Below are 12,839 nucleotides of genomic sequence, written 5' to 3' on the forward strand. Positions count from 1 at the left end.
TTGTCTATTCGCCACTTACAAACCGCCGCAAGCAGATTCACGAAAGGCCCGCGCCAGACGGGCCCCAAGGGAGAGAGTGAATGGCTATCGCGCCCACCGCCACCGAAATGGTGGTCGAGGCCCAGAATGCGCAGCCCGGATCGAGCGCGCAGCCGTGGCCCCCCGAGGGCGCCGGCTGGTTCGCGCTGGCCGCAATCGTCTTCGCGACTTTCGTGACGTTCTTCGACCAGACGGTGTTCGCCATGCTGGCCGAACGGATCAAGGGCAGCTTCGGCATCTCGGATTCGACGCTCGGCTTCCTGCTCGGACCGGCCAGCGTGATCGCCTACGTGATCGTCGGCATCCCGCTCGCCCGGCTGGTCGACATCTACGCCCGCAAGTATGTCCTGGCGGCGGGCATCGCCGTGCTGGGCCTGATCATGGCGCTCGGCGGCATCGCGCAGAATTTCGGCCAGCTGATCGGCACGCGGCTGTTCGTCGGGGCATCGAGCTCGGCCAACGGCCCCGGCTCGTACTCCCTCCTGGTCGATGCCTTCCGGCCGATGCGCATCCCGCTCGTCTTCGCCCTCCTCCAACTCGGCTATATCGGCGGCAGTTCGCTCGGCAACATCATCGGCGGGCAGATGATCGCGTGGACGGCGACCATGCCGGAGACAATCTCGATACTCGGGATTCCGGCATTCAACTGGCAGCTGGTGCTGGTGATCATCGGCTCGCTCGGTCTTGTCGCCGGCGGCATCCTCCTCCTGGTCCGCGAGCCGCCGCGGCGCAGCCCCGCAGGGGCGCACAAGCTGGTGGCCGAGGACACGGGTTTCGGACGCAAGGTCGCGGCGTTCATGGGTTGGGACGCGGCAGTAGCGATCTGGCAGCGCAAGCAGGTGTTCGTGCCGCTGTTCGCCGCGCTCGCCCTGTCGGCCGTCGAGAGCCAGGGGCTGCCGGCGTGGCGCGTGCCGTTCATCGCCCGCACCTATGGCTGGAACGAGGCGGAGATCGGCGGCCTGCTCGGCACTCTGCTGCTGGTCTCGATGCTCGCCGGCATCTTCGTCGGCGGGCTCTTCGTGACCTGGATGGGCAAGCGCTACAAGGACGCCAACATCCGCGCGACGGCGATCATCTTCGCCTGCACCACGGTGACGACGATATCCGCCCCGCTGATGCCGACCGGCGAGCTGGCTATCGGGGCGATGGCGCTGGGCACCTTCTTCGGCCTTGCCGGGGCGCCGGCTCAGAATGCGGCGATCCAGCGCATCGCGCCGAACGAAAAGCGTGGGCAGGTGAGCGCGCTCTACCTGTTCATGTTCACCTTCTTCGGGGCGATGGGCAGCTTCGTCATCGGCTGGGTCAGCACTTACATCGTCGTCGACGAGAGCCAGGTGTGGAAGGCAATCCTGATCACCGCCGTCATCTTCTTGCCCACTGCCACCTTCTTCATGTTCCGTGGCATTCGGCCCTATCGCGAGGAAGTCGAGCGGCTGGAGAAGCTCGGCCTCTGATCTCCCGTTGACAGCAGCAGGCGATATCTCCCAAATCGTCAGCAACACTTACAAAATTTGGGAGAGTCGTGATGTCCGAAGACAAGCTCGCCGCGCTCGAAGCGAAGCTCGAGGCGATGGACAAGCGCCTGCAGCGGCGCGAGGACGAGCTCGACGTGCGCAAGCTGCAGTTCCTCTATGGTTACCTGATCGACAAATGCATGTACGACCAGGTGATCGAGCTGTTCACCGATGACTGCGAAGTGCGCTTCTTCGGCGGCGTGTGGAAGGGCAAGGAAGGCGCCCGGCGGCTGTATTGCGAGCGCTTCCGCAAGCGCTTCACGCATGACAACAACGGCCCCGTCGACGGCTTCCTGCTCGACCACCCGCAACTGCAGGACATCGTCGACATCGAGCCCGACGGCGTCACCGCCAAGATGCGCGCCCGCTCGACGATGCAGGCCGGCCGCCACAAGGACTACACCGACGAGGCCGCCGGTCTCGGCGTGCGCCAGTGGTGGGAAGGCGGCCTTTACGAGAACACCTACAAGAAGGGCGCCGACGGTAAGTGGCGCATCCACGTGCTCAACTACTTTCCGCACTGGCACGCCGATTTCGACAAGGGATGGGCTTACACCGATCCCGAGTACACCCCGTTCATTCGCACGACCTACCCGAGCGACCCGGCCGGGCCCGACGAGCTGATCGAAGATCACTGGCTATGGCCGACGCACAAGCTGCTGCCGTTCCATATGAAGCACCCGATCACCGGCGAGGAGATGGTCGCCCAGCGCTGGGAAGGCGACAGGAAGCGCGACGAAGAGCGAGCCGCGCGCAACAAGGCCGAAGCCGCGGCGGCGGTGACGGGGTAAGCGTCTTTACCTCGTCATCCCGGACTTGATCCGGGATGACGCCTCCCTTTTTGACCAACTCGCGATCAAGCGGGCCTCCCGGTTCCGCGGGGGCGACGAAGAAAGTTCAACGATGACAAGCTACCCCTCCCTGCACATGATCATCGACGGCGAGAAGGTCTCCGGCGGCGGCCGGCGGACCTTCGACGTGGTCAACCCGGTCACCGGCGAGGCGATCGGCGCGCTGCCGCTGGCCGAGGCCGCCGATCTCGACCGCGCGCTCGAAGTCGCGGCCGAGGGCTTCAGGATCTGGCACAAGTCGACCCCGCAGGAACGCTCGGCCGTGCTGCAGGGCGCCGCGCGGCTGCTCCACGAACGCGCCGACGACATGGCCCGCATCGCCACCATGGAAGAAGGCAAGCCGTTCCCCGAGGCGCGGCTCGAGCTGATGATGGTGGTGCACCTGTTCGAGTTCTACGCCGGCGAGGTCTTCCGCCTCTACGGCCGTGAGCTCGTCCGCCCGGTCGGCATGCGCTCGACGGTGCGCCACGAGCCTGTCGGCCCGGTGGCCGCCTTCGCGCCGTGGAACTTCCCGCTCGGCAACCCGGGGCGCAAGCTCGGCGCGCCGATCGCCGCGGGCTGCTCGGTCATCATGAAGGCCGCCGAGGAAACCCCGGCGAGCGCGCTTGGGGTGCTCCAGGCCCTGCTCGACGCCGGGCTTCCGAAGCAGGTCGCCCAGGCGGTCTTCGGCGTGCCCGACGAGGTCAGCCGCCACCTGCTGGCAAGCCCAGTGATCCGCAAGTTGAGCTTCACCGGCAGCACCGTGGTCGGCAAGCACCTCGCCAAGCTCGCCGCCGACAACATGCTGCGCACCACGATGGAGCTGGGCGGCCACGGCCCGGTTCTGGTGTTCGACGACGTCGACGTCGAGCAGGTCCTGAACGTCGCCGTGGCGGGGAAGTACCGCAACGCCGGCCAGGTCTGCGTCAGCCCCACGCGCTTCATCGTCCAGGAAGATGTGTTCGAGCGCTTCCGCGACGGCTTCGCCGAGCGCGCCAAGGCGGTGAAGGTCGGGGACGGCCTTCTCGATGGCACGCAGATGGGCCCGATGGCCAACAAGCGCCGCCCCGAGGCGATGGACCGGCTGATCGGCAACGCCAGGGACAAGGACGCGACGCTCAATGCGGGCGGGAGCCGCATCGGCAACCAGGGCTTCTTCTTCCAGCCGACGGTGCTCAGCGAAGTGCCGCTCGAGGCCGACATCATGCACGAAGAGCCGTTCGGCCCGGTCGCGCTGATCAACCCCTACAAGGGCGAGGACGAGATGATCGCCGAGGCCAACCGCGTGCCCTACGGCCTGGCGGGCTATGCCTGGACCAACGACGTCAAGCGCCAGCGGCGCCTCGCCGATGCGATCGAGACCGGCATGGTCGGCATCAACAGCCACATGATCGGCGGCGCCGACAGCCCGTTCGGCGGCGTCAAGTGGTCGGGCCACGGCAGCGAGGACGGGCCCGAAGGCGTGCTCGCATGCATGGTGACAAAAGCAGTTCACGAAGGATGACGATGACCCACGAACTCAAGACCGGCGGTGACCGCGGCTACCTGCGCATCGCCACGGAAGAAGCGTTTGCCACCCAGCAGCAGTTCGACGCGATCATGCGGCTGATCAAGGAAGGCCGCGCCGACAAGGGGACCCAAAGCCTGTGGGGCTTCTACGGCACGTCCCCAAGCGAACGGACGACGTTCATCCGCGAGCGCCTGCTCGACCTCGGCGAACTGCGCATCCAGGCGATGGACGACACCGGCATCGACAAGGCGGTGCTGGCGATGACCAGCCCGGGCACGCAAACGCTGTTCGACGTCGAAGAAGCGCGCGAGATCGCCCGCGACGGCAACGACCAGCTCAAGGCCGCGTGCGAAAAATATCCCGACCGCTTTTACGGCATGGCCGCGGTCGCCCCGATCGACCCCGAATGGTCGGCGGGCGAGCTGCGCCGCGCGAAGGAAGAGCTCGGCTTCCACGGCGTGCAGATCAACAGTCACACTCACGGTCACTATCTCGACGAGCCGCAGTTCGACCCGATCCTGCGCGCCTGCGCCGATCTCGACCTGCCGCTATACATCCACCCGCAGGGCCTGCCCGACGACATGATCGGCGACATGGTCGGCGTCGGGCTCGACGGGGCGATCTTCGGTTTCGCGGTCGAGGTCAGCTATCACGCGATGCGCCTGCTCACGACCGGCGTGTTCGACCGCTATCCAAACCTTCAGCTGATGCTCGGACACGGCTGCGAGGGGCTGCCGCACATGCTCTACCGGCTCGACTACATGCACAAGGCGGGCCTCCGGAGCGGACGTTACCCGCGCCTCAAGCCGCTGCAGCACGACCTGTTCCATTACTTCCGCAACAACGTGCTCGCGACCAACAGCGGCCTGCCGTTCGGCCCGGCGATCAAGACGATGATCGAGGTCATGGGCGAGGACCGCGTGATGTACGCGATGGACTATCCCTACCAATACGTGCCCGACGAGGTCCGCTGGATGGACGATCTCGAGATCCCGTTCGAGCAAAAGAAGAAGTTTTTCCAGACAAACGCCGAGCGCTGGTTCAAGCTGTAAGGCGATTCCCAAGGGAGAGAGACGATGACGACCTATGCGGTGACCGGCGCGACGGGCAAGCTCGGCCGGCTGGTGCTCGACGAGATGCTGGAGAAGGTTTCGCCCGGCGATATCGTGGCCCTGGCGCGCGACCCGGCGGCGCTGTCCGACTACGCGATGAAGGGCGTGCAGGTCCGCCAGGCCGACTACGACGATCCGGCGAGCCTCGACGCGGCGCTCAAGGGAGTCGACCGGGTACTGCTGATCAGCGGCAACGCCGTCGGCCAGCGCGGCCGGCAACACGGTAACGTGATCGAGGCGGCGAAGAAGAACGGCGTGAGCTATCTTGCCTACACCTCGATTCTCAACGCCCGGAACTCCAGGCTGGCGCTCGCGCCGGAGCACAAGGAGACCGAGGAAATTCTCGAGAAGGCCGGGATCAACCACGACGTGCTGCGGATGCCGTGGTACTCCGACAACTACGTCGGCGGCCTCGCCCCGGCGATCGAGCAGGGGGCGATCTACGGCGCCGCCGGTAACGGCCGCTTCTCAACCGCGAGCCGCGCCGATCTCGCCGCCGGAGCCGCGGCCGCGCTGGTGAACGGCCAGGGCGGTGACATCTACGAGCTCGCGGGCGACCAGAGCTGGACGATGGACGACTTCGCCGCCGAGGTCAGCAAGCACTCGGGAAAGCCGGTGAAGTACGTCAACCAGAGCGAAGCCGACTTCGCCAAGACGCTCGAAGGCGCGGGCCTGCCGCCGCCGATCGCGGCGATGCTGGCGAGCACGAGTTACCTCGCCGGCCACGGCGAGCTGTACAACGATGAGCGCCAGCTGAGCCGTCTTTCGGGACGGCCGACGACGCCCATCGGCGAGAGCATCAGGCAGGCGTTGGGATGATCCAATCCTCCCCGCCCGGGGAGGTCCTTGGGAGAGGGAGAGACAATGGCTACGATCGCCGAGCAAGCGCCGCCGCAATCGGACCGCGTCAGCCGCGCCGGATGGTACGCGCTCACGCTGGTCGCCTCGGCGCAGGGCCTGAGCCTCCTCGACCGGCAGATCCTTTCGATCCTCGCGCCGTCGATCAAGGCCGACCTGCACATCGGCGATTCCGAGCTCGGCCTGCTCTACGGCACCGTTTTCTCGCTGTTCTACGCTCTGTTCTCCCTGCCGCTCGGGCGGCTGGTCGACGGCTGGATCCGCACGCGACTGCTTTCGATCTGCATCTTCGCCTGGTCGATCTTCGCCGGTCTATCGGCTTTCGCCGGCGGCTTCACGCTGCTGGCGATTTCGCGCCTCGGCGTCGGCATCGGCGAGGCGGCTGCGCAGCCTTCGGCTAACTCGATCATCTTCGACACTTTCCCCCGCTCCAGGCGCGGCACGGCGATGGCATCGATGGGCATCGCCACCGCGCTCGGGCTCGGGCTGTCGATGACGCTCGGCGGAGTGGTCGCGGGCTGGTTCGACGCACGTTTCCCACAAGGCGCGGCCGGCTTCTCCGGCTGGCAGTTCGCTTTCCTCGTCGCCGCGTTGCCCGGACTGCTGCTCGCCTGGCTCATTTCGCGCCTGCCCGAGCCGGTCCGCGGCGGGGTCGACGGCATTCGCTCGCCCGAAGATCCGCACCCGTTCAGGGCCAGCGGCGCGGTGCTCGCCTCGGTCACGCCGGGGATCAACTGGGTCTCGCTGTGGAGCCGCAAGGCGCCGCCACGGCAGTGGGCGATCAACCTGATCGGCCTCGCGGCCATCGCTCTGTTCTGCTGGATCATGACCCAGCTCACCCAGGCGTTTTCCCCACGTCCGCCGACGGACGTGCTCGGCGCGAAAATCGACCCGCATGTGCTGCAATGGTCGGTGGTCGGCTTCGGCGCGTTCGTGATCCTCAACATGTTCCAGTCGCTGCGGCTGACCGACCGGGCGAGCTACAACGTCATCGCGTCTCCTTCGGTGATCCTGCTGATTGTCGTCGCCGGGCTGCAGACCTCGATCAACTACGGGGTGATGGGCTTCACGCCCTCGCTGCTCAACCGCTCCTTCGGGCTCTCGCAGGCGCAGACCGGCCTGCAGTTCGGCCTGCTCTCTGCCGGACTGGCGATGGTCGGGCCGATCGTGGCGGGGCCGCTGTCGGACTGGCTGACGGCACGCATGGGCGGCCGCGGCCGGGTGTGGCTGACGATCTTCTCGCTCGGTATCTCGCCGCTGTTCGGCATATGGACCTACAGCGCGCAGGACCTGACGAGCTTCTACCTGCGCTTCAGCGTGTTCAGTCTGATCCTGACGCTGTGGCTGCCGCCGCTCTATTCGCTGCTCTACGATCTCGTGTTGCCGCGGATGCGCGGGGTGACCAGCTCGATCTTCATCATCATCACCACCCTGCTCGGGCTCGGCATGGGGCCGTACTTCGTCGGCATCGTCTCCGACCGCAACGGCGGCGACCTGGCCCAGGCGATCATCTCGATCAACGTCGTGTGGCTGCCGATCCTCGCCTGCCTGTTCATCGTCCTGTGGCGGGTCAACCGCGACGAGACGACCGTGCTCGACCGCGCCCGCGCCGGAGGAGAACCGATCTAGTGCCCACCGTCCGTGAAGCCGCCTTTGCCGTGTTCGAGCATTTCGGCGTCGACAAACTGTTCGGCAATCCGGGCAGCACCGAGATCCCGATGCTTCGCGCGCTCCCCGTGCCCTACGTCATGGGGCTCAACGAGGCGGTGGTGGTGGCGATGGCCGACGGCTACTCGCGCGCTTCGGGCAAGCCGGCGCTGGTCAACCTGCATAGCGCGGCGGGCACCGGGCATTCGCTCGGGAACCTGTTCACAGCCTTCCGCAACTGCGCCCCGGTAGTGGTCACCGCCGGCCAGCAGGCGCGCTCGATCCTGCCGTTCGACCCGTTCCTCTACAACGAGCGTGCCGCCGAATTTCCGCGACCGTACGTGAAATACTCGATCGAGCCGGCACGCGCCGAGGACGTGCCGCTGGCGCTGATCCGGGCCTTCGTCACCGCGCTGACTCCGCCGATGGGGCCTTGCTACGTCTCGATCCCCGTCGACGACTGGGACCGCGAATGCGAGATGCCCGCGCTGCCCGAGCTGACGCTGGAGACCGTGCCCTCCGCAACCGGCATCGAGCGGCTTGCCGCGTTGCTCGACGGGGCCGAACGGCCTGCGCTGGTGATCGGCACCGGCGTCGCCAATTCCGGCGGCTGGGAGTGTGCGATCCGGCTGGCCGAAAAGGCCGGCTGCGCGGTGTGGGCCGCGCCTTACGCCGCGCGCGAGACGTTTCCCGAAGACCACCCGCAGTTCGCCGGCTTCCTCCCGGCCTGGCGCGACCAGCTGCGCGGCCTGTTGGCTCCGTACGACGCGATCCTCGTCGCCGGGGCGCCGGTGTTCACCTGGCACGTCGAGGGCAGCGGACCACACTTTCCCGAGCATGCCAAGCTGATGGTCCTCAGCGACGATCCGCAGCACCTCGCCGCGCTGCCCGGCGGCGGGGGCGTGCTCGGCAATGTCGCCGAAGGCCTCGCGCTGCTGTGCGAGCGGGCCAACAACCGCGCCTACACCGGCAAGTCGCGCACTTTCGCCGATCCCGAGCCGGCGATGACCGCGGCCTACGTCCTCAAGCGCGTGGCCGCGCTCCGGCCCGCAAACGCTGTGACCGTCGAGGAAGCCCCCACGGCGCGGGGCCCTGAGCACGAGGTCATGCCGATCGTCCGCGAGGGCGGGTTCTACACCTGCGCCAGCGGCGGCCTCGGTTACTCGCTCCCGGCCGCGGTAGGAGTAGCGCTCGGCCAGAACGACAAGGTGATCGCCGTGCTCGGCGACGGCGCGGCGATGTACACCATCCAGGGCCTGTTCTCGGCGGTCGCCGAGAACGCTGATGTCAGCTTCCTGATCCTCAACAACGCCGCCTATGCCGCGCTAACCGGATTCTCCTCCGAGTTTGGGATGAACCACGTGCCGGGCTGCGACTTGTCGGGGCTGGAATTCGTCAAGCTCGCCGAGGGGCACGGGGTCACGGCAAAGCGCGTCGATTCCGTCGAGGAGCTCGACGAAGCGCTAGCGTGGAGCTTCGCGGCGAAGGGCCCGACCCTGCTCGACCTGAGGATCGAGTACGCGGTCCACAAGCACTAGCCCTCGAAGCGCGCCAGCACCTCGCCGCTCCAGCCCATGATCGCCTTGGCGGCGATCTTCCACTGGCCGCCTTCCCTGGCGACCACGTCGCGAATGTGGCCGCACCAGTGGAGGTAGGGATGCGCGGGCGGGCGGTTGATCGTCGCCCAGGCATAGCTGCGGACGATCCAGCGATCCGGTCCGTCGGCTTCGAACACCAGTTGCGCCATCTGGTGCTGGTGGCCGGGAAAGTCTGGCCGCTCGTGGAACTTGAGCACCAGCTTGCGAATCTCCTCGCGCCCCTTGCGTACCTCGAGCTCGCCGCTCGCGGTTTCCTCGGTCGCTTCGGCGTCCTCGGTGAACAGCGCGCAATAGCCGTCGGTGTCGCCGGTATCGAGCGCCCAGCAGTAACGCGCGTAAAGCTCGCGGATCGCCAGCTCGTCTTCGACCGGGGGACGGGTCATGCGGGAACTCCTTGCAAAGCGGCGCGCCGGGCGACGACGCGGGGCGCGGTCTCGCGCAGGAACAGCGCGGTCAGGCCGCCGAACAGGGCGAGACCCATCAGCAGCCACAGCGGCGCCTGCAGGCCATAGATATCGGAGAGCTTGCCGGCGAGCGAGGGCGACAGCACCCCGCCGAGGATCTCGCCCAGGCCCATGACGATCCCGATCGCCGTCGCCGCCTGCCGCGGGCTGACGGACTCGGTCGGCACGGTGGCCATGAACATCGGGAAGATGCCGTTGAACAGCCAGCCGACGAAGAAGATCGTCCCCATCGTCAGCGCCGAGCCGTGGAAGGTCATCACCCCAAGCGGCAGCAGCACGCCCACGAAAGTGGAAACGGCCATCACCGGCCGCCGCCCCACGTAGTCGGAGATGCCCGGCACCAGGAACGCCGCGATCGCAGAGGACACGCCGAGCACCGCCATCAGCCACGCCGCGGTGTCCGGATCGTAGCCGCGCAGCTGGACGAGGATCAGCGGCATGAACGCCCAGGTCACCACCAGGTAGCTGACCAGCAGCACCGCCATCACCGCGCAGGCGATCACATTGCGGTTCGCGAGCGTTTCGAGCAGCGGCGCACGGTCGCCCGCATTGCGCACCTCGGGCTTGGGCAGCGGCCGCTCGATCACGAACAGCGCGACCAACCCGCACGAGATCAGCCCCGGCACGGCGGCGAGGAAGAATCCGCTGCGCCAGCCCCAGGCAAGCGCGATCGGCGTCAGCACCAGCGGCGCGACGGTCGAGCCGAGCAGGCTCGAACCGAGGTTCTGGGCAATGCCCATTGCGACCCCGCGCCGCTCGGGCGTGACCTCGGCGGCGACCATCGCATGGCTGATCGGCATCACCCCGCCTTCGCTGAGGCCCATCAGCAGCCGCGCGCCGAGCAGCATCAGGAACCCGGTCGCCAAGCCCGACGCCACCGAGCACAGCGAGAACACCAGCGTCGAGACGACGATGATCACCTTGCGCCGCGCCACCTTGTCCGACAGCCAGCCGACGAAGATCGCCGCCAGCGCCCAGGTGAACGACAGCGCCGAACCGAGCAGGCCGACCTCCGTATAGCTCAGCCCGAGGTCCGGCTGAATGAACGGCATCAGGAAGTTGAGCGCGTTGCGGTCGAAGAACAGGATGCCGAAGTTGAGGCACAACAGCGTCACCAGCAGCACCTGGTACGCGCGTGTCGATCGTCCTGCCGTCATCGCTCTCCCCTCGCTCCCGCCGGCGCAGGGTGGCGGGTCAAAGGTCGCGAGGCAAGATGCCCTGTGTGCATGGAGTCAATGAGCGTCGGCTACCGGCGGACCTGGCTTCGCGCGTCATTCCGCCGCTGGGCCCGCGAGGCGGTGATCCACTCGCGCACGCCGTTGCCTTCGTGGCAGGCGTATTCGTATATCCGATAGGTATCGTCGCGAAGCCATTCGACCTCGGCGGTCCAAGGCGCGGTGAACACATCGGGGTCGCTGTAGGTGACCTGGTAGGTCAGCGAGCCCGGGCCGGTCATCGTCAGCCGCTCGGTGGTGTGCGCCCGGGGGCCGATCGGCACCGTACCATGCCCCCGTCCGGTGATCGGTGAGCTTGAACGCTTCAGGTGGTCGCCGCTGACGCTGTCGCCGGCAACGATCTGGTTGGTCTCGATCACCAGCGTATTGCCTTCCCAGTGGCCTGAGCTCGCGCCACGCCAGCTGCGCGGCATGGGACGATCGCCGCGGCCGATGGGCACGATGCGCGCGCCGAAGACCTCGAGCTGGAGGGCAACGAAACCCGGCGACTGAAATATGCGCACGCCGTTGTTGTTCGGCCACGGAAGGATCGCCGAATCCACTCCGCGCGCGACGCAGCGGTCGTAGCTGTCGAGGTCGGCCACCCAGTCGATCGGCTGCTTGTCGAGCCAGCTGTTGCGCCCGGCCTTGAACAGCGCTTCGCCTTGCACCGTCATCGGCGGCAGGCGGCCGTTCGCCGGGCTGACGATCAGCGACGTCCGGTGCGCGAACGTCGCCGATTGCACCCACTGCGCCAGGCTGACGGTGCCGTTGGCGTCGACGTCCTCCTGGTAGCCGGCGTCCGACTTCTTCGCCGCGTCCAGTCTCTTGGCGAACTCCTCGTTCGTCAGCCACGCGCGATCCCCCTGCGCGACCGGCCGCTCGAGCGGAATTCCCGCCTCGGCAATCCGATCGGTCGTCCAGGTCGCGCGAAAGTCCGGGTCTCCCCATTGCGTCAGCCTGGGAACGTACGCGGCCCGCTTGGCGTGCGCACTCGCCTCGCCAAGCGTAAGCGCCGCGGCGAGGAGCAGCATGAAAGCAAGGGCCTCCACCGATTGACGGAACGACTTCACTTGGACGCCGCCGTGGCCGCATCCTTCTTCCGTTGCGCGCGCGAAGCGTTGATCATGGTTCGGACCTGCACGTTTCCTTCGTGACAGGCGAATTCGTAGATATGGTACTTGTCGTCCCGCACCCACTCGACCTGGGCTGTCCATGGCGTGGTGAACACGTCGGGGTCGGTGTAAGTCACCTGGTAAACCATCGTGCCGGGACCGGTCATCGTCAGCCGTTCAACCGTGCTCGCCCTGTCGCCGGTCGGAATCGTCGAGTTCGCGCTCGACGGGCTCGCGCCGCGTTGCCACCGGTCGCCGCTGGCGCTGTCGCCAGGATGGATGTTGGCAGTCTCGATCACCAGCGTGCCGCCTTCCCAATGGCCGCGGCTCCGCCCCAGCCAGCCGCGCACCGCTGACGGCCAGGCGGCGCCCCGGCCGATCGGAATGACCCGCAGGCCCTCCATTTCCAGCTGGAACGCGACGAAGCCGGGCGCCTGGAAGATGCGGATACCGTTGTCGCTATCCCGGTCGGTCGGCATCATCGCGGCTGGAAAGCCGCGGGTGATGCAGCGATCGACCGCGTCGAGGTCGGACACCCAGTCGATCGGCTGGCCCCTGTTCCAGCTGGTGCGGCCGGCTTTGAACAGTTCCTCGGCGCGCGGCGTCAGTGGCGGCAGGCGCCCGTTCGCCGGACTGACGATGAGCGAGGTTCGCCGCCCAAACGACGACGTCCGCAGCCATGCGGCGAGGCCGATGGTGTTGTCGGGCATCAGGTGGGCGTCAAAGTCGGTCTTGTCGGCATCCGACTTCTCCGCCTCCGCGACACGCTTGGCGAACCCCTCGTCGCTCAGCCACAGGCGGTCTCCTTGCTTGGCGTCCCGCTCCAGCTCGACTCCGACGTAAGCGAGGTTGTCGCCCGACCAGGTGGCGCGAAAGTCGGGATCGCCCCATGGCGTGCGTTTCGGAGCGTAGGAATGCGGGACGGCCGGCACAGCCCT

Annotated in this window: 11 protein-coding genes; 7 read left to right on the forward strand and 4 right to left on the reverse strand. The window is 67.3% G+C overall.

Going from position 1 to position 12,839, the window contains the following annotated elements:
* The first annotated feature begins 80 nt into the window (after positions 1-80).
* From G7B69_RS14685 to mdlC, 7 genes are all read left to right on the forward strand, one after another.
* The gene (locus G7B69_RS14685; protein ID WP_166180618.1) at positions 81-1,493 is read left to right on the forward strand and encodes an MFS transporter; all 1,413 of its coding nucleotides are present in this window, start codon (positions 81-83) and stop codon (positions 1,491-1,493) included.
* Between the two features lie 71 nt (positions 1,494-1,564).
* Positions 1,565-2,344 (forward strand): nuclear transport factor 2 family protein, encoded by a 780-nt coding sequence (locus G7B69_RS14690; protein ID WP_166180620.1) that lies wholly within the window; start codon positions 1,565-1,567, stop codon positions 2,342-2,344.
* A gap of 112 nt (positions 2,345-2,456) precedes the next feature.
* Positions 2,457-3,887, forward strand: a complete 1,431-nt coding sequence (locus G7B69_RS14695) for an NAD-dependent succinate-semialdehyde dehydrogenase (protein WP_166180622.1) — start codon at positions 2,457-2,459, stop codon at positions 3,885-3,887.
* 2 nt (positions 3,888-3,889) lie between these two features.
* The gene (locus tag G7B69_RS14700) at positions 3,890-4,945 is read left to right on the forward strand and encodes an amidohydrolase family protein (RefSeq protein WP_166180624.1); all 1,056 of its coding nucleotides are present in this window, start codon (positions 3,890-3,892) and stop codon (positions 4,943-4,945) included.
* Positions 4,946-4,969: 24 nt separating this feature from the next.
* Positions 4,970-5,824, forward strand: coding sequence for an SDR family oxidoreductase (locus tag G7B69_RS14705; protein ID WP_166180626.1), 855 nt, complete (start codon positions 4,970-4,972; stop codon positions 5,822-5,824).
* A gap of 45 nt (positions 5,825-5,869) precedes the next feature.
* Positions 5,870-7,492: an MFS transporter gene (locus tag G7B69_RS16730; RefSeq protein WP_207786040.1), complete on the forward strand. Its 1,623-nt coding sequence runs from the start codon at positions 5,870-5,872 to the stop codon at positions 7,490-7,492.
* On the forward strand, positions 7,492-9,048 hold the full coding sequence (mdlC, locus tag G7B69_RS14710; RefSeq protein ID WP_207786041.1) for a benzoylformate decarboxylase: 1,557 nt from the start codon (positions 7,492-7,494) through the stop codon (positions 9,046-9,048). The genes G7B69_RS16730 and mdlC overlap by 1 nt, the downstream gene beginning before the upstream one ends.
* Here the strand turns inward: mdlC and G7B69_RS14715 are convergent.
* The 4 genes from G7B69_RS14715 to G7B69_RS14730 form a co-directional block, all read right to left on the reverse strand.
* Positions 9,045-9,491, reverse strand: a complete 447-nt coding sequence (locus G7B69_RS14715) for a nuclear transport factor 2 family protein (RefSeq protein ID WP_166180630.1) — start codon at positions 9,489-9,491, stop codon at positions 9,045-9,047. The two genes, mdlC and G7B69_RS14715, sit on opposite strands and share 4 nt — an antisense overlap.
* Positions 9,488-10,729, reverse strand: coding sequence for an MFS transporter (locus G7B69_RS14720; protein WP_166180632.1), 1,242 nt, complete (start codon positions 10,727-10,729; stop codon positions 9,488-9,490). The genes G7B69_RS14715 and G7B69_RS14720 overlap by 4 nt, the downstream gene beginning before the upstream one ends.
* An 89-nt stretch (positions 10,730-10,818) precedes the next feature.
* Positions 10,819-11,820, reverse strand: a complete 1,002-nt coding sequence (locus G7B69_RS14725) for a hypothetical protein (RefSeq protein ID WP_166180634.1) — start codon at positions 11,818-11,820, stop codon at positions 10,819-10,821.
* A gap of 35 nt (positions 11,821-11,855) precedes the next feature.
* Positions 11,856-12,833 (reverse strand): hypothetical protein, encoded by a 978-nt coding sequence (locus tag G7B69_RS14730; protein ID WP_166180636.1) that lies wholly within the window; start codon positions 12,831-12,833, stop codon positions 11,856-11,858.
* Between the last annotated feature and the right edge of the window lie 6 nt (positions 12,834-12,839).

This window comes from Croceibacterium segetis, from assembly GCF_011320115.1.
Classification (GTDB): Bacteria; Pseudomonadota; Alphaproteobacteria; order Sphingomonadales; family Sphingomonadaceae; genus Croceibacterium_B; species Croceibacterium_B segetis.